The sequence below is a fragment of the Methylosinus sp. Ce-a6 genome (genome assembly GCF_009811655.1).
Taxonomy (GTDB): domain Bacteria; phylum Pseudomonadota; class Alphaproteobacteria; order Rhizobiales; family Beijerinckiaceae; genus Methylosinus.
Window position 1 is genome coordinate 183,435 of sequence record NZ_BGJX01000003.1, and the last position, 23,864, is coordinate 207,298.

The window sequence follows — 23,864 nt, forward strand, 5'->3', positions numbered from 1 at the left end:
CTCCGGGGTCATTCAAATTTGCAACATCCGATCTTGACGGGCTTTCCGCCGAGCGAGCGGGCGCGCGCATCGACGCGCGACTCGCGCCGCGGTCTTCGGGCTTTCGTCGGAATCTGTCTCCAAGCCTCTGGCCCTCGTCATTTCGAGATCTACGCGCATCGACGCCTTCCCAGTCTCGCCATAAGCGTGACCTTGACAACGTATATATTCTTATCTAGTCGATCGAAAAACTAGAATGGAGAGCGTCGATGTCGTGTATGGGCATGTCACGATTGAAAAATTTACTTCTCGCAACGGTTGCCGTCGGCGCATTCGTTCAAATCGCCAGAGCCGAAGACGCTCGCATCGAGGATGTCGTCGTAACCAGCAGCGAAGGGGCGCGCCGCGAAGAGCAGGCGCAGAAAGCCCCGAGGGCGATCAAGGTTATCAACACGGAGACGATCGAGGAGCAGCAGCTCCAGAATCTCGACGATTTCGCTCTGAAGATTTCCAATTATCGACCCAACACCAGTACGGCGCAATGGTCCTTCGCCTCCATCCGCGGCGTCGGCGCCGGCTCGAACACTGGCGTTGGAGCGCATTCCGCAACCGGATTCGTGCTCGACAATGTGTTCTGGCAAGCGCCCGGCTTTCAGTGGATGAACTTCCCTGGAATTTCGTCCTTCGAGGTCGCCTATGGACCTCAAGGCACGGCGGGAGGCAAGAACACGACAATGGGCAGCGTCGTGATCCATTCCCAGGCGCCTTCCTTCGCGCGTAAAGCGACGATCGAAACGTCCTATGGAAATTACGGGCGCACGACGGAGCGAGTGAATATCACAGGCCCGATCATCGAGGACACGCTCGCCTATCGCGTGACCGGATATTTCGACAGGGACAACGGTTTTATCCATGACCAGCTGACCGGCGCAGGCTATGGAAACTTCAACCGATGGGGCGTTCGCGGCCAATTGCTCTTCGTCGGAGAAAACATCAGCGATCGGCTGATCTTCAACTACGCCAGCGCGGACGAATACCGAAATTATTTTCGCAGCGCGATCCCGGTCGGCAATTCCATTCTCATCTATGCGAATGGCGCGGTTCCCGCGACGAGCTACGCACAGAGTTTTTGGAATAGGCTCGGCCGTCCGGTTCTCACTTTCGATCCCCACAGACCCTACATGGCGCGTGAAGGGACCGATCCGCAACGAAACTACACCATTTCGAACGAGCTGAACGTAGGCGTCGGCGAGCACCTGCTGACGTCCATCTCCGCATACGGTTTCGAGCGAGGCCTCGAGCGCGGATTTTCGGACGGAAACCAATTGGCCGCCATTCGCAGCGGCTCCATGGACACATACGCCGGCCAAGGCTCGCAGGAATTTCGCCTCTCGTCGCCCAAGGAGCAGCCGCTCGAGTGGCAGGTCGGACTCTATGGTTTCGCGGAAGAGGTGCTGAGCCAGATGCACCATACCGACTTCGGCGCGGATGCGGCGAAATGGTACAACCGCCCTGCGGCCATCCCCGGCGTGACGGATTGGTGGCACGTCAAAGCGACGTCGCATCAGCTCGCCTCATACGCCAACGCCACCTATCATATCGACGAGCAGGCGGCGATCACCTTCGGCGTGAGAGATTCATGGGAGCGCAGAGGCGGGTCGGCAAGTCATCGGCCGTCGCTCTATTACGGTGCTGAATATACGCCCTTTCAGCAGGAGCAGGCGATCATCGCAGCGGGCGGCTGGGGTCGGTCCGATACGGGATTTCAGACGAAATACCGCAACATGTTGACGGCGCTCGTCAATCCCGAATATCGCTACAACGACAATGTCGTTCTGTTCGGACTGGTCGGACGTGGAGAAAAAGCCTCGGCGGTCAACATCACCGGCACGGGACCGATCTATGTGAACCGTGGGGGCGTTTACCACCTCGTGGATCATGCGCCGCTGCTCGGCAACAAGCCCGAAGTGTCTTGGGATTATGAGTTGGGCGTGAAGACGAACTGGCTCGACGGGCGCTTGTTCCTCAACCTGACCGGCTATTGGACCGATCTGTATAATTTTCAGGTCGTGCAGAGCAAGACCAGCTACGACGTCAATGGCGCGCCGATTTCCGTCAGCAACGTCGGCAACGCCGAACAGGCGCGGATGCGCGGTTTCGAGCTCGACGGACGTTGGAGCCCAATCGAGAAACTCTGGATCACCTTTTCCGGCTCGCTCTCGGACGCGCATTGGGTGAAGTATTCGCAAGCGCCGGCGCCGAGCGACTGGGCCTGGCCGACACCTTCGAAGGCGCCGGCGAACTTCATCAAAGCGCCGCAGTCCCTTTCGCTGTCGAACACGCGTTGGACCAACCTTCCGAGATGGGCGTTCAGGGTCGGCGCCAATTACGAGCATCCTCTCGGAGCCCTCTTCAGTGGCGCGGGACTCGGTCCATGGGCCGAACAGCCCGTCAGCGCGTTCGGCTATTTCAATGTCGCGTACACCGACAAGGTTCAATTGACCAATCCTTGGTCGTTGATTCAATATTGGAACCGGCCCTATGTCGACCTCGGCGTCGGCGCCGGCCTGAAGACCAGCGACAACCGTTACAGGCTGACATTCTGGGGAAAGAACCTCTTCAACGTGGTTCCTTTCATGTCCTGGTCGCCGGGAAGCGGAAGCACCCCCGCCTCCGTCACCCTCGGTATGCCGCCGGTCACTTATGGCGGCACTCTGCTCGTTTCGCTCGACTGATCGAGACGACAAGCAGCAGACTGCGAACGGATAGGGGGCCGATGCCCCCTCACACCCCCACAGCCCGCCGCACATTCTGCGCCTGCTTCGCCTCGACATAGGCGGCGAATAAGCGACGCAGCTCCTCATGCCAGCGCGCGCACCAGGGGAAGGCGCCGAGCAGCGCCTGCTCGAGCGGGATTTCGGCGTTCACAGCGCGGGAGTAGATGGAAAGGCACGTGCCCTTGGTGCGGAAGCGGCTCTCGGTCTTGGAGAAGCCGAGCTCGTGTCGGATGAGATTCATCAGATCGGCGGAGTCTTCGCGATCGTGGATCGTGAAGGCGGGATCGAGGCCGATGGCGCCGGCATATTCGCGCAGCAGCCTGGCGCCGATCGCGTGAAACGTGCCCGCCCAGGCGAGCACATCGCCGCCACTTGCGCCGAGCGCCTCGGCGCAGATGCGCTCGACCCGTCGCGTCATCTCGGCGGCGGCGCGGCGGGAAAAGGTCATCAGCAACATCCGCTGCAAATCAGCGCCCCGGACGATGAGATGCGCGACCCGATGGGCGTGTTCGTCTTGCCGGAGCCGGCGCCCGCGATGAAGAGCAGCGGACCGCCGGCGGAGGCCGACGAGCCGTCATACAGGCCGTGCTCGACGGCGCGACGTTGTTCGGCGTTGAGCTTTTCGAGATAGGCGACGGCGGTCATGGGTGAATCGGCAGGGTGAGCGGGCTCGGAGACTGAATCATAATTCTCGTTTTGTTCGCAATGGCGGCGTGTCTCGGGGGAGGTGTAAGCGAAGCTGGTCATGGCGGCGGGGAAGAAACAGCGATCGGCGAGCGCGGAAATCTGGCCGGCGAGGAAGCGCGCTCTCCTCGGGTTGCTGGCGCCCAGGCCGAGAATCAGGGTCGCAGAATTTCTCGATTCCGACGGCAGTCGCCGCCGCCAATAATAGAACGCGCCGCGACGCACGACATGGGGTATGGCGGGCACGAGAGGCTCCGTGGTGTACCAGCCATGTGTCACAAGGGATGTGGAAACGCGCCCCAGCTAAGGCGATTTTCTCGTGATTCCAATAATTTGCGGATTTCTGGCTGGGGCGGGAGGATACTGCCCCCGGGTGCCAGAATGCGCAAGTCATTGGCGTCGCATCACGTCCGGCGATGCTGGCCGAGTGGTGTCACGCGCATTTGTAGCACGCTGGCGCCGCGACGCAATCTGCGATCCGCCGCGGCTATCTTTGAGACCCTTGCGCAATCGGTCGGCTCGGTCGCCATATGATCGCGGCGGCGAATGGCGCCCATGGCTGGCTCGGATCGAACCGGCGAGCCTCGCCGCAGATCACCGTGCGGCAGGAGTTGGCGCGGCGGGATCGATGAGGCCGGCGTCACGCAGCCGGCGCCAGAACTCTGCCGGAACAACTTCATTCATGGCGGCGCGATCCTCCGCAATTCGGCTCGGACGGCTCGCGCCGGGTATCGCCGCTGCGACCGCCGGATGGGCGAGCGAGAATTGCAGCCCGGCCGCCTTCATGCCGACTCCGTGCTCGTCGGCGATCGCCTTGATCCGCGCGACCTTGTCGAGAATGGCCGGCGTCGCCGGCGCATATTCGAAATTGGGTCCGCCCACCAGCGCGCCCGAGCTGTAGGGCCCGCCGACGACGATGCGCAGACCGCGTTCCGCCGCCGTCGGCATCACGCGCTGGAGCGCCTTGTCATGGTCGAGCAGCGTGTAGCGGCCGGCGAGCAGGAATATGTCGGGACGCGGCTCGTCGAGCTCCATCAGGATCTCGATCGGCTCGACGCGGTTGACGCCGAGGCTCCATCCCGCGATCACGCCTTCCTCACGCAGTCGGCCCAGCGTGCGAAAGGCTCCTAGGCGCGCGCTCTCGAACATGGCCAGCCATTCGTCGCCATAGAAGTCCTGCGCCACGTCATGGACGAAGACGAAGTCGACATGGTCGGTCCTCAGGCGCTTCAGACTCTCTTCCAGCGAGCGCAGCGTCGCGCTCTCCGAATAATTATTGACGATGCGGTTCGGACGGCCATGCGCGAAGACGCCGCTCTTCTCGCCGAGATCGCGGGCGCCGACGTCCTCGATCTCATCGAGAATGACGCGGCCCACCTTGGTGCTGATGACATAATCCTCGCGCGGCTTCCCCGCCAAGGCTTCGCCCAAGCGGAGCTCCGCGAGACCGGCGCCATAGAAGGGCGCCGTGTCGAAATAGCGGACGCCGTCGTTCCAGGCGGCCTCTACCGTCGCGAGCGCTTCCTCCTCGGGAATGTCGCGGAACATATTGCCGAGCGGGGCGGCGCCGAAGCCGAGCTTGCTCGGCAGAAGCTTCTCTATGCTCACCGTTTCCATCCTTTGGCTCCTCCGGCGGCTGCCTTCCGGCCTGCCGCGGGACTTGGCCGATCAGAATTCCTGCGCGGTCGGGCGCAGCACGATTTCATTGATGTCCACATCGGCGGGTTGCTCGATCGCAAAAGCGATGGCGCGCGCGACGGAAGCGGCCGGAATGGCAATCTTGTAGAAGTCGATCACTTTCTCGCGGGCGGCGCTCGTCGTCGAATATTTGAGGTCGCTGTCGACCGCGCCCGGCTCGATCGAGGTGACGCGGATCTTGCCGCCGATCTCCTGCCGGAGCCCTTCGGAGATCGCGCGCACGGCGAATTTCGTGCCCGAATAGACCGTGCCGCCCGGCGCGAAGACTTTTGTGCCGGCGACGGAGCTGATGTTGATGATATGGCCGCTGTCCTGCGCGACGAAGATCGGCAGAGCGGCGGCGATTCCATAGAGCACGCCCTTCAGATTGACGTCGATCATCGCGTCCCATTCGTCGGTGTTCGCTTCGATCATGGGACGGATCGGCATCAGCCCGGCATTGTTGACGATGACGTCGAGCCGGCCGAAATCGGCGACCGCCGCATCGACGACCGCCTTGACCTGATGTTTGTCGGTCACATCCAAAGGATAAGCGCGCGCCTCTCCGCCCGCTTTCGTGACCTCGGCCACGACCTCATCGAGCTTGTCCTTGCGGCGCGCCGCGACGGCGATGCGGGCGCCGCGCGCGGCGAGATGGCGTGCGGTCTCGGCGCCGAGTCCGACGCCGCCGCCGGTGATGAGCACGATCTTGCCTTCGATGCCTTCGCTCATGATGCAAATCCTCATTTGTCGCGCGTGTTCGGCTTCCGCCGGAGACGAGGCCGACGGTTCCGGCCTTCTCGCGCCGTCGGAGATGATGATTGGGCGGTCAGCCCACTTGGACAGGGTCGAGCAGCAAGGCCGTCCGTTCGGCGAGATCATTGATCGCCGCGAGATAGGCGCGGAAATGGGGCGTCTCGCGATGCGCCGCAACCGCTTCGCCGCTCGTGTAGAGCTCGTCGAGCACGAAGCGCGCGGGGTCGGTCTGGTCGCGCCAGAGATCGTAGCGCAGATTGCCCGGCTCTGCGCGGCTCGGCGCGATCATGCCGGTGAGCAGCGCTTCGAGCGCCTCTTTCTTGTCGGGCCGGGCGGTGAGCAGAGCGATGATTTTCACTGTCATGGTCTTCGATCCTTCATCTGTCGCGAGGAGCGCGACGCGCATGCGCAGCGCCCCGCCGGTCATGCGCGTTCTCATTTCATTTGCTCAGCTCGGCGCGAGCGAGCGATCCAAGGCCGCGACGAGGGCCGCGGCGATCGGATGATCGGAGCGCGGGTTCTGTCCGGTGATGAGCTCGCGGTCGATGACGACATGAGGCGCGAAGTCGACCGAGCCGACGGAAACCTCGCCGCCCGCCGCCGTCAGCGCGAAGGGCATGTCGAAATAGAGCTTCGCGTGGAGGATCTGGTCCTCCACGACCGTCTCCTCGCTCGCGGAGAAGACGGTCATCCGATAGCCAGCATATTGCCAGCCCTCGGCCCATTTCCTGGCGGTCTCGACGGCGCCGGCGATCAGAGCCGCGCGGAATTCGCGAGCGTGCGTCATCGCCGCGACCACCGCGATCGGGCCGTGGCAGAGTAGGGCGGTGGGCTTGGCGCTTTCGTGGAAGTGGCGAAGGACCTCGCCCATGTCGCGGTCCTGCATGAGATCCACGACGGGCGCTTGTCCGCCGGGAACGAAGACGCCGACATAGGCGTCGAGACCCTCTTCGATCACCTCGCCCAGCCTGCGCGGCGCGTTCATCGCGGGATGCTCGGCGTAGAAGCTTTTCGCGCGCCGATAGGCGGCCTCGTCGCTGTCGAAATGCGCGGCCGAGTCCGACGCTGCGTCGATTTGCGGCTTGGTTCCGTCGGGCGTGGCGAGGACGATCTCATAGCCGGCGTCGATCAGCGCCATGGCGGGCACGACGGTCTCGTTGAGATATTGACCAGTCGCCCCCCATCCGCCTCCCCGGACCTCGATCCGCGTGGCGTTGGAGCCGATCACCAGCACCTTTCCCTTTGTCATTGCGCCCTCCGTTGGCTCGCGTCCTTTGGACGCCGCCAACATGCGCCTGCGCCTATCATTCTGCAGCTTTATTTCTTTTATTATAGATATAGGTATGAGATTATAACTGATGCGCTATGATCTCAATCTGCTGCCCATCTTCGTCGCCCTGATGGAGGAGCGCAGCGTCACCCGCGCGGCGGAGCGGCTCGGCATGACCCAGCCGGCCATGTCCAATGCATTGGCGCGGCTGCGGGCGATGCTGCAAGATCAGCTCTTCATCCGTGGGCGCTATGGCGTGCAGCCGACCCCGATCGCTCTGGAGCTCGCTCCGGTGATCGCCGATGCGCTGACGAAGCTCGACGACGCCGTGCTGGGCCAGCAGGATTTCGATCCGGCGAAGGCCGAGCGTCTCTTCACCATCGCGCCCAACAGCTATGTCGAATATGTGCTGGCCCCGGCGATCGTCGCGCGGCTGGGGCGGATCGCGCCGGGGGTCACATTGCGTCTCACGCCTTATGGCGCGGACCTCGCGGAGACTGGAGTCGTTTCCGGCGCCACGGCGATGGTTCTCGGCCGTATCGTCGACCCGCCGGACAATCTCGTCGTGCAGCATCTGATGGAGGAGAGCCTGGCGTGCGTGGTGCGGGCGGACCATCCCGAAATCGGCGACAAGATCACGAGGAAGCAGTTCGAGGCGCTGCGCCACGTCAATGTGGTTCCGCCCGGCCGCCTGCGCGTGGGGCTGTTTCAGGCGCTGGCGCGACAGGAGCTGCGGCGCGACGTCGCCATTTCGGTGACGAATTTCTTCGCCGTCGCGGAGATGGTGGCGGTCACCGATTATTGCGCGACCTTGCCGCGCCTGATCTGCCGCCGCCTCGCCGACGACCGACGGCTCAAGGTGCTGCCGGCGCCCGTCGATCTCGGAACCTTCCCGGTCGAGATGGCGTGGCACATGCGCTACCGCCACGACCCCGCCCATCGCTGGCTGCGGTCTTTGATCGCCGAGGTCGCGAGCGATATCACAGGCGAGATTTGAGCGCGCCGCTCGCCGATGTCGTGGACGATGCCGCTCTTGGCGATCGAGATCGCATTTTCGGCGCACGGTTTCAATTTCGACCCGTCTGATTGACCTGTAGAGGCCGTCTGCCGCCCGAGATGATGTTGACACTCTGCCAGAACGGCGATGTCGCTAGGGCAAGCTTGACGAACCACGCGATGTCTGCGCGAATTTTATGGCAGGCAGGGCCATCACGGCTCATTCAACGCAGTTTTTTTTGGTTTGCAGGGGCATTTCCGGTCGATGACGATCCATCAGCCTACCAACGACATTGAGGTCGCTATGGAAAAGCAGCGGCTCCTCGGCATTTTCGGCAATCTCCGCGATCGGCTGCTAGATCTCACGCTCCGCAATCCGATGCTGAATTACAAGCCGCTGTCGCGGTCGCGGAGGCACCTCCAGATCGTCGACGACTCGCTCGAGGATGTCGCCTCTCGACTCATCAAGGAGGCGCTGGTGCTGGACGTCGTCGCCCTCCCAGATCCGGGCGACGAACCCGAGGACGAGCGGACCGAGGAGTTCGCCTCGCATCTGGCCTACCTAAAGGCGACGGACGAGGACTACGGCAAATGCCTGAAGGATCTTGCCGATCGTGGCGAGGACGACGAGGTGCGCGTCGCCGCGCTGGACAGGTGGCTTCGTGACAAGGTCAGAGGGCAGCTCGAACTGCCGCCGAGGCCCGACCGGAAAAAATTGGATCTCGCCGAACACGCCAGAAACCACCGCATAAGCCCGGAAATCGAACTCGGGAAAGAAGGTCGTAAGACTGGCGTCGGAAGGAGGCGGTTACAGACGCTGCTGCTGTCCGAGAACCTCGAGCCCCGCATAGAGGCCATCCGCAACCTCGCGAGGCTATCGGAGCAGGAGATGGGATTTTCGACCCTTTTCCTCGGCTTCGGATATCTCGAGTGGCGCCAGTCGGAGTCCTCCGCGAAAATTCTCCACGCGCCGCTGCTCCTGCTTCCAGTCGTTCTCGAAACGAGGGTCGAGCACGGTCGCAAGGTCTATGGCGTCCGCGCCGTGTCGGAGGCGCCGGAGACGAATGTCACCCTCATCAAATACGTCGAGGACGAGCACGGGCGGGTGCTGCCCGACTTCGAGACGGACGAGGAAACGGAAATCTCGGTCGAGGCGTATCTGTCGCTGGTCGAGAAGGCGATCGAAAATCTACCGGGTTGGCGCGTTCGGCGGTTCCTGACGCTCGGCCACTTCGCCTTCGGTCGGCTGGCGATGTATCAGGATCTCGACGCCGAGAAATGGCCGGTTCTTGTCGATCATCCGCTCATTAAAAGCATCCTCAGCGGGATTGAGCGCACGGATCACCGGCCCGAACAGGAAGAGGGCGGCCTGCCGGAAATTCCCGAGGACTACCAAATCGACGCCCCTGAGATCGAAGCTGTGGCGCCGTTGCTCGTTCATGACGCCGATGCGTCGCAGCACAGCGCGATCATCGACGTCATGAAGGATTTCAACCTCGTCATCGAGGGGCCGCCGGGAACGGGCAAGAGCCAGACGATCACGAATGTCATCGCGAATGTGCTGGCCCGCGACGGCGGCAGGACAGTCCTATTTTTGTCCGAGAAGCTTGCGGCGCTCGAGGTCGTGAAGAGGCGTCTCGACATCGCCGGCCTCGGCGATTTCTGCCTTGAGCTGCATTCTGAGAAGAGCTCGCCGAAGGAAGTCGTCGAAAGCCTCAAGGCCCGCATCAACGCCGATGGCGCGGACGGACAGACCGGCGACAGGCAACTCAGCAGGAATCTCTGGGAAACGTCCCGCCGGGAGATCGCGGCCTACCTCGATGCCCTGCACGCCAAGGAGCATGCAGGCGACAGCGCGTTTTCCCTCTTCTCCCGCGCGATTGCGCGCGCCGGCAAGTTCGATGAACTCCCCGAGGCGGTCAGGCGCGCGAAATTTCCGAATAACCTCATCCAGGACGAGGAGGGGATTCGCGACATCCTTGCCTCGCTCGGGCAATACCAAGCGCTCGCCACCGCGTTCCGACAGGACTTCGGCTATGCGCCGTCACAGTCCGTCTGGGCGCCGCTGGGCCTGACTGCGCTCTCAGGACAGGCCGTCAGGGTCGTGGAAGCGCTTACGGCGATCCGGGAGACCAGTAGAGGGCTTATCGAACTGGGCGCCGAGATCGAGCAGGCGGGCTTTCATGACCGCCGCTGGGGGCTGTCCGTCATCGCCCGCATCCCCGATGCCCCGGATGTTGCCGGCATTCATGCGGCGTTCGATCTGGAGCCGCGTCAGGTCGTCGAGGCGGCGGACGTTGCCGAGCAAAGCCGAAGGCTTGACGAGGATCTGGCGGCGAGCCCGATGCATGGACGGATTCCGATCGAAGTTGTCGAGGCGGCCCGTCGACTTCAGGGAGCAATGCGGGAGCCGGCGCTGCGCACGCTTCCCTGCTGCGAGATCCTGCCCCGCGCCGCGGCGATGGCCGAGCGAAGCCGGAGGGTCGAGGAACGAAGCACTGCGTTGGCGCAGATCCGCGATGTGCTGAAGATCGGCGACGACTTCCCCTTCGCGGCGCAGGAGACGCTGGTGCTGGCGCCGATCGTGGCGGCGGCAGTTCCGGTGGCCGATAGGGGATGGCTTTCGCGCAAGCTGCCGGGCGACGAGGCGTGCTTCGAGGCCCTTCACCGAACATGGAAGCAACTTCGGGAAGCGGATGCCGCTTGGAGCCGGAAGCTGCCGGCGTATCGGCGCGAAAACGCGCCGATACATCAGGACGTGGCCGCTGCTGCGACATCCCTCGGCGACGCATTCGCGCCCTACTTCCCATGGAGGTGGGCGGAGTTGCAGAAAGCAAAGGACATCGCCGCGATCTTGGGTATCGATCCAAGCGCCGAGCCCGCGGCGAACGCCTTGGCAGAGCTATCGAACCATCTCGAGGCGATCGAAGACTTCGAACGCGGGATCGGCGAAAGCGTCCTCGGCCCCCTCTGGAAAGGCATGGCGACGAAGTTCGACAACGTCGCTTGGTCGATCGGGGCGCGCAGAACGATATCGACGCAGCTTGCTGCGCATCCCGGCGGCGATCGCGTGGCCGCCGGGCTACTTGCGAGCGATGCCGACACGATCGGCAGGCTTGCGGATCTGAAAGGCGTCGCCGTCGTCGCCAACCGCCTTGCCCGCGAGGACGTCGCTCATTTCGGGGAGGTCTCGATCCGTGAGGCGGCTCGGATCGTCGTCGCCGACGCCGTGGCTGCCGAGACGGCCTCGGCATGCGACCCCGACGGCGTGCTCGAGACAGTCGAGTTCACCTTGGCGGAAATCGTCGGCTATGGCGATCTCCTTGACCGGCGCCGGCGAACGGACGATGCGCTCGGCGCCGTGGCATTGGGCGGGAAAGTGCGCGCTATGCTGGGGCAGGCGGGGGACATCGACCGTGTCGTCGCCGCAGCCCGGTGGATCGAGCAGATTCGGGCGCTCGGTCTTCCTGAAGCCGTCTCTGGACGCCTACTGTCGCCGGCCTGTGGGCAGGCGTTCGCCGATCTCAGGACGCTGCGAACGAGACTCATCGATGCGGATGGCGCCTTGCGGGAGGGGCTTGCCAGCTTCGTCGCCGGATTCGGCGGCAAGCTTCCGAGCGAACCAGAGGCGCTCGTCGAACTGTGCGACCGCCTGCTGAGGGAGACCGGTCAACTTCGCGACTTCCTCGCTCAGGCAATCGCCCGGCGAACCCTTGTGGACGAGGGACTGGAGGTCTTCCTCGCTTCCGCCGAAGAGGCCGGCGTCGAACCCGAGCGCTTCTGCCACGCCCTGGAGCACGTCCTCACCAGGCGGCGCGCCGAGCGCGCAAACGAACACGAAAATCTCGCGAACGCCCGCGGAACAGCGCTCGACGTCCGGCGTAGGACCTTCGCCGAGCAGGATCGGCTCAAGATCCTCAAGGACCGCCATGACGCCCGCGGAAGATTGAAGCGCCGCCAGCCCCTTAATGGGAACAACTCCGGCCCGAGGCGCCATTGGACGGAGATGGCGCTCCTCGGCAATGAGATAAGGAAGCAGCAGCGTTTCACAAATGTCCGCTCGCTTCTCCAGCGCGCGCCGAGCTCCATCCGGGCGCTCAAACCCTGCTTCATGATGTCCCCGCTGTCGGTGGCGAAATTCCTGCCCCGTGACATGACGTTTGATCTCGTCATCATCGACGAGGCCTCGCAGATGCGTCCGGAGGACGCCTTGGGGGCGCTGCTGCGGGCGCGCCAGATCGTCGTGGTCGGCGACCCCAAACAATTGCCTCCCACCGACTTCTTCAACAGGGCATCCGACGATCAGGAGGGCGATGAGGAGATCGAGGACGTCAAGGACGAGTCGATCCTCGAGGCTTGCGGCAAGTCGTTCCGCCGCGTCCGCACCCTGAAGTGGCATTACCGCAGCCGGTGCGAGAGCCTGATCGACTTCTCGAACCGCGAGTTCTACGAAAAGTCGCTCATCACCTTTCCGATGGCCCGTCCGAACTCGTTCTCGATAGACCTCGTCCATGTCGATGGCGCCTACGAGGCGAACCAGAACCCTGCGGAGGCCCAATGGATCTGCGAGGAGGCCATCGGCCTCATGCGCCGTCTTGCGGACGCCGAGGATTCCCGCTTCGGCACGATCGGCATTGTCACCATCAACACCGCCCAACGCGACCGGATTACCGAGGAGTTCCGACGCCTCGCCTCCGGGGACGACGTTGTCGAACGCTATATCGAGCGCGCGGAGGCGCGCGGGGAACCGTTCTTCGTCAAGAACCTGGAGAATGTGCAGGGCGATGAACGCGATTTCATCATGATTTCCCTGGTCTACGGCAAGGAGCCCGGACGGAACGTCGTCAAGCAGAACTTCGGGCCCATCAACCGCAGCGAGGGACACCGCCGCCTGAACGTGCTGTTCTCCCGTGCACGCAGGCGCATCGGACTTTTTACCTCGATGCGCTCTACGGACGTGAAGCCGACGGAGACCAGTAGCCGCGGCGTTCGTGTGCTGAGAGCCTATCTGGAATACGCCGAAAGGCGGGGCGGGGCCGAGGGCGCAGCCACTGAACGCGATTATGACAGTCCCTTCGAGAAGTCCGTGGCCGAGCGCCTGAGGGCGAAGGGTTTCACCGTCGATGTGCAGGTCGGCGTCTCGAAGTTCCGCATCGATCTCGCAGTCCGCCACCCGCAGGAGCCGTCCGTTTATCTCGCAGGCATTGAGTGCGACGGCGCCGCCTACCACTCCAGCAAGAGCGCTCGTGATCGCGACCGTCTTCGCGAGGAAGTCCTGCGGGATCTGAAATGGGAGATCCTGCGCGTCTGGTCGACGGACTGGTTCGCGGACACCGACGGCGAGACGGAGAGGCTCGCCCGGAAGATCGACGAGCTCGCGGCGAAGCCGCTGGTTGTCTCCGAGGAGGTCGTCTTCGGGAATGAATTTCCTTCAGCGGCCAAGGCAGATCAAGGCGCCGAGGAAGATGACGTTATTGTCGGTGAGCCGGAGGCTGCGTCCGAGACCGCTACCAAGCTCGAAGATGCGCCGCTTCAGGATGAACTGCCATTCGTCGTGGATGCCGGCTCTCTGACCAGAGAGGAGGTGCGCGCGGCTCTCGAGCGGTTTCGACGTTCCGTGATCGAGGTGGAAATGCCAACCGCAGAGCCGCATCGCTGCATCCTGCGGGAAGCGATGATCGAGCATTTCATCGGGGGCCGGATCGACGATCCTGCGAAGTGGTTCGATCGCATTCCGACGTACGTGCGGCAAGGCTGCGACCCGACGCAGAAAAAGGCGTATCTGGAACGTATCTGCGAAATCGTCGCGCTGATGCAGGGGTGACCGATGGCGCTGTTCAATGCTCTTTACGAGCTGCGACAAGACAGTATGACAGCGGGGTCAATGGCGCCGCATTTTGCTCACCGAGCCCAACATACGACGTCGGCCGAAGGGGGGGCATTCCCTATCGGTTACTGGGCCGCGGCGGAGTTCGCCCGACACGAAGCTCTTGGAAATGGGGGGCCGATCGCCTTAAATGCGACCTAGATGCCAGACACCATCCCCGCAACGGCGGGGCGCGGGAACCCGGCTTCTGTGAACTTCATTTGATCGTTCCCTTCAATTCGTCCACTTCGACGCCCTGCGTATCGGCGGATATTTGCGGAATTAGCTCTCCAGCTCCGCTTGTTCCATCCTCTTCAGGAGGCGGTAGAAAATCAGGTTCGGGATCAGTTTTCCTCTCGGCGCGCGCGCCCTCGTGCTCGGCGCGGAGCACCCGAAGCGCTTCCGTCGGCAATTCGCCGGCGCAATCATCGCCGCTCAGCCCGGCATCTTCGCCATTGGCCTCAGCGTGCGCGCGAACTTTGGCCGAGACAATTCGTTTGATCGATCGGTCGATGGAGATCATCGCTAGCTCGGAGACCGCGCGATCGATCTGCAATGTGAGCGCACCGACGTCGGCGCCGTCATCCCAATTGTCGGTCAGGCCGGCGATCAGCACCTCACGTGTCCTCCTCGAAATAGCGTGCTGTCTGCAAAATGCGTTAAACATCTTCACGCGCTGTTCCGGACTCGCCGCACTCTCGTAGCGAGACGAGAGGTCGATGAACAGTTGGTCTTGCTCGAGCCTCCGGACATGGAACAATTTGGGATCAGCCCAGGACCGGGTGGCGCGTGTCAGACGAATACGAGCGCTGCGTGTCATCTCACCGCGTTTCGAGACCTCGTCCCAGCCGACGGCCGAGGTGAGAGCGCCGACGAAACTGGCGACCTGAGCCGTGATTTCACCTTCGATGCAGAGAGCGTCCTCTTCGATCAGAAGGTCGGCGCCGGCATAGGCGATAGCGAGCGCTCGCTCGCCGATAAACTTCCGCTCGATCGGCTCACTCCCGTGACTCTCGACCATGCATTGCCAGGACGCGTGGAGTAGGACCTCGCCGTTAAATCTCGCTGATCCCCGCGTGGGAAAAAGCGACGGCAGCTTTGCTGCGTACGCGGCGATCTGCGATTCCACTCTGACGCGTTCGGCGGTGGCGATCTCTTCCGCGGCCGCCGCCTCCTCCCAAGCCAGTCGATCCCGGCGACCAGCGTCGAGCTTGGCGAGCGCATCTTTCGCGAAGGCGGTGCGCGGAGCGCGAAAAATACCGCGTCGACGAGGTTGTTCGGCCGGAGGCCGTCCGCGCTCGTCATTCGTCTCGGCGACGACTCGGATTTCGCAGCCATGACGCTCCGCGACCGCATTGATTGCGGCCGCAACCTGCCGCCGCATTTCACGTCCATCGTCTTCCCGAAAAATACGATTCCATCGCCGCGCCTCGATCTTGGTTCGCGCAAATCCCGATGTCGTCATCGGGCGCGTCGAAATGAGGCCATGCAGATGCGGGTTTTCGCCCATGTCTCTGGCTGGCGAGACGTGAAAGTCGACTTGCGCGACGAGACCGTCCGAGACGAAGGGGCCGTATATTTCTCGGACCAGCTCATCGACCCATTCGTAAGGAATGCCTCTCGGAATTTGCACATCCAAAATCCTGGCCTCCTGCGCGTTCCACTGTCGCTCGGCGCGAGCGGCGGCGCTCCAAACAGTTCTCGCGTCGGAGGCCCATAGCGGCGCATCGTTCGGCGTGAGCATCCAATGCCGGCGGTGGCTTGCCGTCGATGCGAGAGTCGATTCATCGATATACGTATAATCCACAGGAGCGTGGCCCAGCTGGTAATCCGAGCGTGCGAGCGCCGAGCGGCCATGTCCGCGGCTCACGATCGCGAAGCGCATTCCGAGTGATCTTTCGCGCATGTTTCATGTCCGTCGCGGCGGTAGGTCAGCCTCGAGTGTATTAATGAAATCCTTGGTAGACATGTTCCAATTTCGTCTGCGCGCATGCAAAGCGCAAGAGGCTGTGTGATCCGAGTCCGATTATCGGAGACATCTCATCTCGCTTCATGTTTGCTCACTGGCGAGCGTGATCGAACGTGAGGTGTCAACATTGAAATAGCGCTTTGCGCTTTCATGACCTCATCGCATCATGAGGCCGAAGGAGATGTCTCATGAGCCTCAAAAGTCTTAGCGCCGAATACGATCATGCTTGCGAAAACGAGAAGCTCGCCAAAGCGAAAACAAAAGCCGCGCGCGCCAAGTTGAATGCCGCGAAGCGGAAAGCCGACGTGATCAGCAACACCGCGATCAAGCTCGCGTTGCAGATCGGCTACGAGGAGGGGTGGATCCAGGCGGATATCGAAAAATTGGAAGCCCTGGCGCCGACGTTGCTGTCGGCGAAAAACAGAGATCTCACGCCGCGGCTTCTCGAGATTTTGCGCGGGGGCGGGAAGAGCGATCCTGTCGTCACCGATGTCGCAGAGGAGTCGACGGCGCCGGAGGACGAATTGGATCTGATGATGGAGCCGTTTCCGGAGCCGCGGCCGAGCAGCGAGCGGTCCGATTCCGCCGCCACGAATGGTCCGCCGGCGTCGTCTCAGCAGCCGAGGTTCAATCGTCCCATCCGGCCGCTCGGCCAGACGGCGCCGAACAGGTCGTCGTCCGAATGACGCGGAGAGCCTGCGCCGGCGGCGCGCCGTCGCCGGTCGTCGCGGAAGGCGCCCGACACTTCCGGGCGCCGAGTTGACACCACGGGCGTCGCCATATTGAGTCCGGAGGCCGCTCGCCAGCCCCCGATTCCTCGAAAGGACGCCCGCCGATGGCCGCCTCGTTTTTCGAGCAGCCGATTTTGAATAGTCCATATGAGGCGCCGCGTTTCCATCATCTTTTGGATGCCGACGGCCAGCCGATCGACGCTCCGCCCGTCGCGGGCCGCAGGCGGTCCGAGCTGACGACCCCCGTCCCCAAGCCGCGCAACAGGCCGGGCCGCGAGCGCCAGACGACCATGGCGCTCGGTGATGCGCGCGGCGTCTCGGACGCGGAGCAGGAGTATAATCCGACCCCGGTCATCAATGAGATTCGCTCGCTCGTGGAGAGCTGGCGCGCTCTGCCCAATCCCTCCGATTGGGGCGTCACTCCGACGACGGCGCGGCTGCTCGCCTATTGGCGCGCGCACGAGTTCCATGGCGTGAAGCCGTTCTTCAGTCAGATCGAGGCGGTCGAGACGATCGTCTGGCTGACCGAGGTCGCGCCAAAATTCTCGCGCGGCAAAGCGATCCTCGCCAATATCGCGGCGGCCAACGCCGCCTCCAATCCCGAGCTCTATCGGCTCGCGATGAAGATGGCGACCGGCGCCGGCAAGACCACGGTGATGGCGATGCTGATCGCCTGGCAGACCGCGAACGCCATTCGCTCGCCGGGGAGCGGGAAATTCGGCCGCGGCTTCCTGATCATTGCGCCAGGCGTCACAATTCGCGATCGGCTGCGGGTGCTGCGGCCGGAAGATCCCGATAATTATTATACGACCCGTGAGCTGGTCCCCTCCGATCTCGTCGCCGACATCGCCAAGGCGAAGATCGTCATCACTAATTACCACGCCTTCCGCAGGCGCGAGACGATGGAGGTCTCGAAGACCGGCCGCGCCCTTTTGCAAGGGCCGCGTGGCGCGCCTGTGGTGACGATCGAGTCGGAAGGCCAAATGCTCGAGCGCGCCTGCGGTCCGCTGATGACGCTGAAGAACATCGTCGTCATCAATGACGAGGCCCATCATTGCTATCGCGAGCGGCCGCCGCGCGAGGACGAGAAGCTCGAGGCCGACGAGAAGGAGGAGGCCAAGAAGGCCAATGAGGCCGCGCGCCTCTGGATATCGGGCGTCGAAGCGTTGAAGCGCAAGGTCGGGCTTCAGGCGGTCTTCGACCTGTCGGCCACGCCGTTTTTCCTGCGTGGCTCCGGCTATCGCGAGGGCTCGCTCTTTCCCTGGGTCGTCAGCGATTTCTCGCTGATGGACGCCATCGAATGCGGAATCGTGAAGCTCCCTCGCGTGCCGATCGATGACAGCCTTCCGTCCGGCGACATGCCCCTCTATCGCAATCTCTGGGAGGAGCTGAAGAAGCGCGGCCGCAGCCTGCCGAAAAAGGGCGCGAGCAAATCGGGCGAACTCGACCCTTTGAAGCTCGCGCCGGAAATTCAGACCGCGCTCTATTCGCTCTACAGCCACTACCGACAAGTCGATGAGGAATGGCGCCGCATGGGCATTGCCATCCCGCCTGTCTTCATCGTCGTGTGCAGCAATACGGCGGTCTCGAAGCTCGTTTACGAATGGATATCGGGCTTTCAACGTGCGAACGAGGATGGCGAACTCTATACGCCTCATTGCGGCCATCTCGAATCCTTCCGCAATTTCGACGAATACGGGATGCGCTTTCCGCGGCCCAACACGCTGCTCATCGACAGCGAGCAGATTGAATCCGGCGACGCGCTCGATCCCGCCTTTCGCGAGCTGGCCGGGCCGGAGATCGAGCAGTTCAAGCGCGAGATTTCCGCGCGCGACGGCGCGGACGGCAAGGCGCTCAGCGACGCCGATCTCCTGCGCGAGGTGATGAACACGGTCGGCAAGCCCGGCCGGCTCGGCGAGGCCATACGCTGCGTCGTCTCCGTCTCCATGCTGACGGAAGGCTGGGACACCAATACCGTCACTCACGTTCTGGGCGTGCGCGCCTTCGGCACACAGCTCCTCTGCGAGCAGGTCGTCGGCCGGGCGCTGCGCCGGCAGTCCTATGAGCTGAACGACAAGGGCCTGTTCAATGTCGAATATGCCGACATCCTCGGCATCCCCTTCGATTTCACCGCCAAGCCCGTCGTCGCCCCTCCGGCGGCGCCCAAGCCGGTCACCCGCGTCAAAGCGCTGAAGGAGCGCGCGGCGCTGGAGATCGTCTTTCCGCGTGTCGAGGGCTATCGCGTCGATCTGCCGGAGGAGCGGCTCGAGGCGCATTTCACCAACGACTCGCGCCTCGTGCTGGACGCTCAGATGGTCGGCCCCTGCACGGTGCTCTTGTCCGGCATCGTCGGCGAGAGCGTAGAGATAGGCCCCAAGGTGCTCGAGGACATCCGCCCGAGCACCATCGTCTATCATCTCGCCAAGCGGCTGCTGGAGACGCGCTTCCGCGACTCGGGCGAGGATTTCCCCGCCCATTTGTTCGGCGAGGCCAAGCGCGTCGTGCGCCGCTGGCTGGACGAGGGCTATCTCGTCGTCAAGGACGTGCCTCCGGCCGCCGTCACCTATCTCGAGCTCGCCGATCAGGCGGCCGAGCGTATCTATCTGGCTTGCCAGCGCGCGGCCGAGGGCGCGCAGCGCATCAAGGCGATCCTCGATCCCTATAATCCGCGCGGCGCCACCCGCCACGTCAGCTTCACCACGTCGAAGCCCGTCCATATGACGGCGCCGGACAAATCCCATGTCGACGCGGTTGTGCGCGACAGCGATTGGGAGGCGGAGATGGCGCGCGTCATCGAGCGCAATCCTCATGTGATCGCCTATGTGAAGAACCAGGGGCTCGGCTTCGAGGTTCCCTATCGCGACGGCGCGATCCCCCGAAAATATGTTCCCGATTTCATCGTGAAGCTGGACGACGGCGGCGAGGAGCAGCTCAATCTCGTGGTCGAGACGAAGGGGTTTCGCGGGCATGACGCGCAGTTGAAGGCGGAGACGATGCGGCGCTTCTGGGTTCCGGGGGTCAATAATCTCGGCGCGCATGGGCGCTGGGATTTTGCGGAGTTTCAGGACGGCTATCAGTTTCAGAGCGAGTTCGACGCGCTGGTTCGCCGGCTCGTCGAGCGGAAGGTTTCAGATCACGCGGCGTGATTTCAACTCAGGAATGCGCATGTTCGAAGTAGACCAGGATGCCGCGTTCATGGAGCGGGACCCTCATCCGACTCCGCCAAAGCCCGTCGCTTGCGACGGGCGTCCTACGGGACGCCCTATGGCGGGGCCACCTTCTCCCGCGCGCGGGAGAAGGGAGAACACGACGGTCGCGGAATAAAAAAAGGAAGGGCGCTTCCTTCTCCCACAGGGTGGGAGAAGGTGGCCCGGCGAAGCCGGGTCGGATGAGGGCCCAAGGGAACACACATGGCCAAGAAACCCGGCGGCAAGTCCGTCAAGATCGAGACGCTCACTCACGCCGAGGCGGCGCGGAAAAATATTCCGACGGCGGAATATCAGTCGCTGAACGAGCGGATCGAGGAGAGCCAGCCCTTTCCGCCCAAGCATTTTCCGCGCGCGGCGCCGCTGGCCGAGGGCGAGACGCGCGAGCGCGACGCGGATCTCGATCCGCAGATCGTCTGGCGCGGGGCGCGCATTCGCCTGTCCAAGGAGCAGGCGCGGCAGCTTCTCGACAAGGGCGAGGTCGAGATCGGCGATGCGCAGCTCGTGTGGCGCGGCAAGGATCGGCAGGACTGGTCCGATCTCGTGGTGAATGCGCCGCCGCTCTATATTCAGGAGAAAATCCATCCCAAGGCGATCATCGACGATCTGAAGCGCCGCGCCGAGGAGACGCAGAAGGCGGAGAGCGAGGCGCCCGATCTCTTCGCCGATTTCAACGGGCTCGACGACCCGCAAGCGCGCACGGATTTCTACCAGCACGACCAGCATTGGTCGAACCGCTTCATCCTGGGGGATTCGCTCGCGGTGATGGCGAGCCTCGCCGAGCGCGAGGCGCTGCGCGGAAAAGTGCAGTGCATTTATTTCGATCCGCCCTATGGCATCAAATTCAACAGCAATTGGCAGGTCTCGACTCTCTCTCGCGACGTGAAGGACGGCAAGCAGCAGGATATTTCCCGCGAGCCCGAGCAGATCAAGGCGTTCCGCGACACATGGAAGGAGGGGATACACTCCTATCTCACCTATCTGCGCGACCGGCTGACATTGGCCAAGGAGCTGCTCGCCGAGAGCGGCTCGATCTTCGTGCAGATCGGCGACGAGAATGTGCATCGCGTGCGGGCGGTGATGGATGAGGTGTTTGGGGAGGGGAATTGCCTCTCTCAAATTTCGTATCAAAAAACAACGGGAGCAACCTCGGACTTCCTGCCGGGAACGCTCGATTACATTTTGTGGTTCGCAAAAAATAAGCAAGCCGCGAAATTTCGGCCTTTGTTTCAAATGAAGGCTGCGGGCGAGGAGGGGGCAACAAAATACCGCAAAATCCTATACGTCGACGGCACCAGAGAACCTGCCGCATCAACCGACCTCGGACTTACGCAACAGGTGCAAAGAGGTGGCAGACTTTACACCGACGATAATCTAACGAGCCAGAGCATGGGGCGTGCGAAAGGCGAGGGTGCGGCGTCCTGGTTCAGCGTCCCTTTCGAAGGACGCCAGTTCACTCCGACCTTGCAGGCGCGGTGGAAGACAAACGAGGAGGGCCTACGGCGACTCCTATATTCAAGTCGTGTCGAACCTAGCCAAAACATCTTGCGCTACGTTCGTTACCTCGAAGACTTTCCCGCATTCGGTTTGACCGACCTTTGGCGCGATATTGGCGGCATACAGAGCCGACTCGATCCAAAAATTTACGTTGTCCAGACCTCCACGCTGGCTGTCCAACGGTGCATTCTCATGACCACCGACCCCGGCGATCTGGTGCTCGATCCCACCTGCGGCTCGGGCACGAGCGCTCATGTCGCCGAGCAATGGGGCCGCCGCTGGATCACCATCGACACCTCCCGCGTCGCTCTGGCGCTCGCGCGCACCCGCCTGATGAGCGCGCGCTATCCCTATTATCTGCTCGCCGACTCGCCCGAGGGCCGGCGCAAGGAGCAGGAGGTCTCCGGCAAAATCCTGCCCGAGGCGCGGACGCAGGGCGATCTGCGCCAGGGCTTCGTCTATGAGCGCGCGCCGCATGTGACCTTGAAGTCGATCGCCAATAATGAGCAGATCGATGCGATCTACGACAAATGGCAGGCTCTCATCGCGCCGCTTCTTCGTGATCTTAGTGTCCTTTGTGGTGAAGACTTCCACCACGAAGACACAAAGGACACGAAGGAATGGTTGGTTCCTCGCGAATTTCCCGCGGCGTGGCCGGAAGCCGCGAAGCAGCTACACGCCCAATTCTGGGAGGCGCGCATCGCGCGGCAGAAGGAGATCGACGCCTCGATCGCCAAGGCCGCCGATGTCGAGCTGCTGTACGACCGGCCCTATGAGGACAAATCCCGCGTGCGCGTCGCCGGGCCTTTCACGGTGGAGAGCCTGTCGCCGCATCGCGTCGCGCCGGCCGACGAGGAGGAGCTGATCGATTTCCTCGAGGCCGACGAGGGCGCGCGGCGGCGCCTGCACAAGGCCATGCCGCCGACCGATTTCGCCGAAATGACGCTCGAGCATTTGCGCACCGCCGGCGTGCATCAGAGCGAGAAGCGCGACTCGATCCGCTTCACCGCGCTCACCCCCTGGCCCGGCGAATATGTGGCGGCGGAAGGCCGCTTCATGGAGGGAGAAACGGAGCGGCGCGCGGCGATCTTCATTGGCCCCGAGTTCGGCTCGGTGTCGCGCGTCGATCTCGCCGCCGCGGCGCGCGAGGCGGTGGATGCGCGCTTCGACGCGCTGATCGCCTGCGCCTTCGCCTTCGACGCCCATGCGAGCGAGGTGACGAAGCTCGGGCCGCTGCCGATCCTCAAAGCGAAGATGAACCCTGATCTGCATATGGCCGGCGATCTGAAGAACACCGGCAAGGGGAATTTGTTCGTCGTGTTCGGCGAGCCGGACATCGACATATTGCACGAGGCCGACGGGCGGGTGAAAGTGAAGGTGAAGGGCGTCGATATCTTCGATCCCAACACGGGCGAGATCAGGAGCGACGACACCAAGGGGATCGCCGCCTGGTTCGTCGACACGAATTACAATGAGGAGAGCTTCTTCGTCCGCCACGCCTATTTTCTCGGCGCGAACGATCCGTATAAGAGCCTGAAGACGGCCTTGCAGGCGGAGATCGACAAGGAGGCCTGGGAGACGCTGTATCGCGACGTCTCACGGTCCTTCGCGCGCCCGGCGACGGGGAAGATCGCGGTGAAGGTGATCAATCACTTCGGGGATGAGGTGATGAAGGTTTTCAGGGTGTGAGGTAAGTCGCCGTATCGAAATCTCTTATCCTGCACTGGGAGGTTTTCATGAAGAGGTATCTGATATTTGTCGCTATGGTCGCGTCATTACTTTCGGCTTCAGCGCAGGCGGAGTTCATCGGCGAACTGGCGTTTACCCCCGCCGGCTGCGAAAAGACTGGTCTTTGCATCATCAAGTCCGACTTCCGTTACAAAGATCCGAACGGTTTGGAGTGGCTGACCAAAACAGGAGACAAGACAGATGGCGCCTCGATACCGCCCTGGGCGCAGCCTTTCGTTGGCCAGCCTTTCGAAAAGCAGTTCTTAAAAGCGGCGGTAATTCATGATCACTATTGTGATCGGCATGTTCGTCCGTGGCGACAGACGCACAGGGTTTTCTATGACGCTCTGGTCGAAAGCGGCTTGGATATAGCAAAAGCAAAGTTGATGTATTACGCTGTATATCTCGGCGGACCAAAGTGGGTCGAATTGATCCCGGGTAAGCCCTGCGGAGGGAATTGTATCTTCAAATATAAGAACGACGCTCTTGTCGGTGGGCCGGGAAGCGCGAATGTTGAAATGGCCCGCGCAAGTCAATATGACGATCCGAATTTTATTGCCGAATTGAAAGAGGCAGAAAATTTGATTGCGGCATCAGGCAATAAAATCAGCCTTGATGACCTCGAAAGACGTGCAAAGGAAAAGAAGCCGGCGGACTTCTACTATTTGCACGGCGATACGGCGGAGATCGATGGCGTCATCCAATGACGCGCGATAGATCGTTTAGTA

The 23,864-nt window shown here is 62.6% G+C and carries 12 protein-coding genes and 1 pseudogene; 7 read left to right on the top strand and 6 right to left on the bottom strand.

Annotated features, from left to right (window positions below; genetic code table 11):
- The first annotated feature begins 263 nt into the window (after nucleotides 1–263).
- Nucleotides 264–2,714, top strand: coding sequence for a TonB-dependent receptor (locus Mspo_RS03505; RefSeq protein ID WP_159726864.1), 2,451 nt, complete (start codon nucleotides 264–266; stop codon nucleotides 2,712–2,714).
- A gap of 70 nt (nucleotides 2,715–2,784) precedes the next feature.
- Here the strand turns inward: Mspo_RS03505 and Mspo_RS03510 are convergent.
- The 5 genes and pseudogenes from Mspo_RS03510 to Mspo_RS03530 form a co-directional block, all read right to left on the bottom strand.
- Nucleotides 2,785–3,401 (bottom strand): annotated as a pseudogene (locus Mspo_RS03510) (UvrD-helicase domain-containing protein); the annotation flags it as partial.
- 633 nt (nucleotides 3,402–4,034) lie between these two features.
- The gene (locus Mspo_RS03515) at nucleotides 4,035–5,048 is read right to left on the bottom strand and encodes an aldo/keto reductase (RefSeq protein ID WP_159726955.1); all 1,014 of its coding nucleotides are present in this window, start codon (nucleotides 5,046–5,048) and stop codon (nucleotides 4,035–4,037) included.
- Nucleotides 5,049–5,108: 60 nt separating this feature from the next.
- A complete protein-coding gene (locus tag Mspo_RS03520; RefSeq protein ID WP_159726866.1) occupies nucleotides 5,109–5,849 on the bottom strand; it encodes an SDR family oxidoreductase in 741 nt (246 codons plus the stop codon).
- A 97-nt stretch (nucleotides 5,850–5,946) separates the two neighbouring features.
- Nucleotides 5,947–6,237, bottom strand: coding sequence for a putative quinol monooxygenase (locus tag Mspo_RS03525; RefSeq protein WP_159726868.1), 291 nt, complete (start codon nucleotides 6,235–6,237; stop codon nucleotides 5,947–5,949).
- Nucleotides 6,238–6,321: 84 nt separating this feature from the next.
- On the bottom strand, nucleotides 6,322–7,122 hold the full coding sequence (locus Mspo_RS03530; protein ID WP_159726870.1) for a type 1 glutamine amidotransferase domain-containing protein: 801 nt from the start codon (nucleotides 7,120–7,122) through the stop codon (nucleotides 6,322–6,324).
- Between the two features lie 109 nt (nucleotides 7,123–7,231).
- Between Mspo_RS03530 and Mspo_RS03535 the strand changes: the two genes are divergently transcribed.
- The gene (locus tag Mspo_RS03535; protein ID WP_159726872.1) at nucleotides 7,232–8,140 is read left to right on the top strand and encodes a LysR family transcriptional regulator; all 909 of its coding nucleotides are present in this window, start codon (nucleotides 7,232–7,234) and stop codon (nucleotides 8,138–8,140) included.
- Between the two features lie 264 nt (nucleotides 8,141–8,404).
- Complete coding sequence (locus Mspo_RS03540) at nucleotides 8,405–13,963, top strand: DUF4011 domain-containing protein (RefSeq protein ID WP_159726874.1); 5,559 nt, start codon at nucleotides 8,405–8,407, stop codon at nucleotides 13,961–13,963.
- A gap of 259 nt (nucleotides 13,964–14,222) precedes the next feature.
- Here Mspo_RS03540 and Mspo_RS03545 read toward each other — a convergent pair whose 3' ends face one another.
- Nucleotides 14,223–15,890, bottom strand: a complete 1,668-nt coding sequence (locus tag Mspo_RS03545) for a MobA/MobL family protein (RefSeq protein ID WP_159726876.1) — start codon at nucleotides 15,888–15,890, stop codon at nucleotides 14,223–14,225.
- 389 nt (nucleotides 15,891–16,279) lie between these two features.
- On the opposite strand from Mspo_RS03545, the gene Mspo_RS03550 reads away from it, so the two are divergent.
- The 4 genes from Mspo_RS03550 (at nucleotide 16,280) to Mspo_RS03565 (ending at nucleotide 23,843) form a co-directional block, all read left to right on the top strand.
- Nucleotides 16,280–16,660: a hypothetical protein gene (locus tag Mspo_RS03550; RefSeq protein ID WP_159726878.1), complete on the top strand. Its 381-nt coding sequence runs from the start codon at nucleotides 16,280–16,282 to the stop codon at nucleotides 16,658–16,660.
- A gap of 149 nt (nucleotides 16,661–16,809) precedes the next feature.
- A complete protein-coding gene (locus Mspo_RS03555; protein ID WP_159726880.1) occupies nucleotides 16,810–19,851 on the top strand; it encodes a BPTD_3080 family restriction endonuclease in 3,042 nt (1,013 codons plus the stop codon).
- Between the two features lie 264 nt (nucleotides 19,852–20,115).
- Nucleotides 20,116–23,097 carry a site-specific DNA-methyltransferase gene (locus Mspo_RS03560; RefSeq protein ID WP_159726882.1) on the top strand — a complete coding sequence of 994 codons (2,982 nt, stop codon included), beginning with the start codon at nucleotides 20,116–20,118 and terminating at the stop codon, nucleotides 23,095–23,097.
- A 47-nt stretch (nucleotides 23,098–23,144) separates the two neighbouring features.
- Nucleotides 23,145–23,843 (top strand): DUF1353 domain-containing protein, encoded by a 699-nt coding sequence (locus tag Mspo_RS03565; RefSeq protein ID WP_159726884.1) that lies wholly within the window; start codon nucleotides 23,145–23,147, stop codon nucleotides 23,841–23,843.
- Nucleotides 23,844–23,864: the final 21 nt, after the last annotated feature.

Excerpts from the sequence above, each read along its gene's own strand:
- Mspo_RS03505 (WP_159726864.1), top strand. The coding sequence starts at position 264 with ATGTCACGATTGAAAAATTTACTTCTCGCAACGGTTGCCGTCGGCGCA.
- Mspo_RS03520 (WP_159726866.1), bottom strand. The coding sequence starts at position 5,849 with ATGAGCGAAGGCATCGAAGGCAAGATCGTGCTCATCACCGGCGGCGGC.
- Mspo_RS03525 (WP_159726868.1), bottom strand. The coding sequence starts at position 6,237 with ATGACAGTGAAAATCATCGCTCTGCTCACCGCCCGGCCCGACAAGAAA.
- Mspo_RS03530 (WP_159726870.1), bottom strand. The coding sequence starts at position 7,122 with ATGACAAAGGGAAAGGTGCTGGTGATCGGCTCCAACGCCACGCGGATC.
- Mspo_RS03535 (WP_159726872.1), top strand. The coding sequence starts at position 7,232 with ATGCGCTATGATCTCAATCTGCTGCCCATCTTCGTCGCCCTGATGGAG.
- Mspo_RS03540 (WP_159726874.1), top strand. The coding sequence starts at position 8,405 with ATGACGATCCATCAGCCTACCAACGACATTGAGGTCGCTATGGAAAAG.
- Mspo_RS03545 (WP_159726876.1), bottom strand. The coding sequence starts at position 15,890 with ATGCGCTTCGCGATCGTGAGCCGCGGACATGGCCGCTCGGCGCTCGCA.
- Mspo_RS03555 (WP_159726880.1), top strand. The coding sequence starts at position 16,810 with ATGGCCGCCTCGTTTTTCGAGCAGCCGATTTTGAATAGTCCATATGAG.
- Mspo_RS03560 (WP_159726882.1), top strand. The coding sequence starts at position 20,116 with ATGGCCAAGAAACCCGGCGGCAAGTCCGTCAAGATCGAGACGCTCACT.
- Mspo_RS03565 (WP_159726884.1), top strand. The coding sequence starts at position 23,145 with ATGAAGAGGTATCTGATATTTGTCGCTATGGTCGCGTCATTACTTTCG.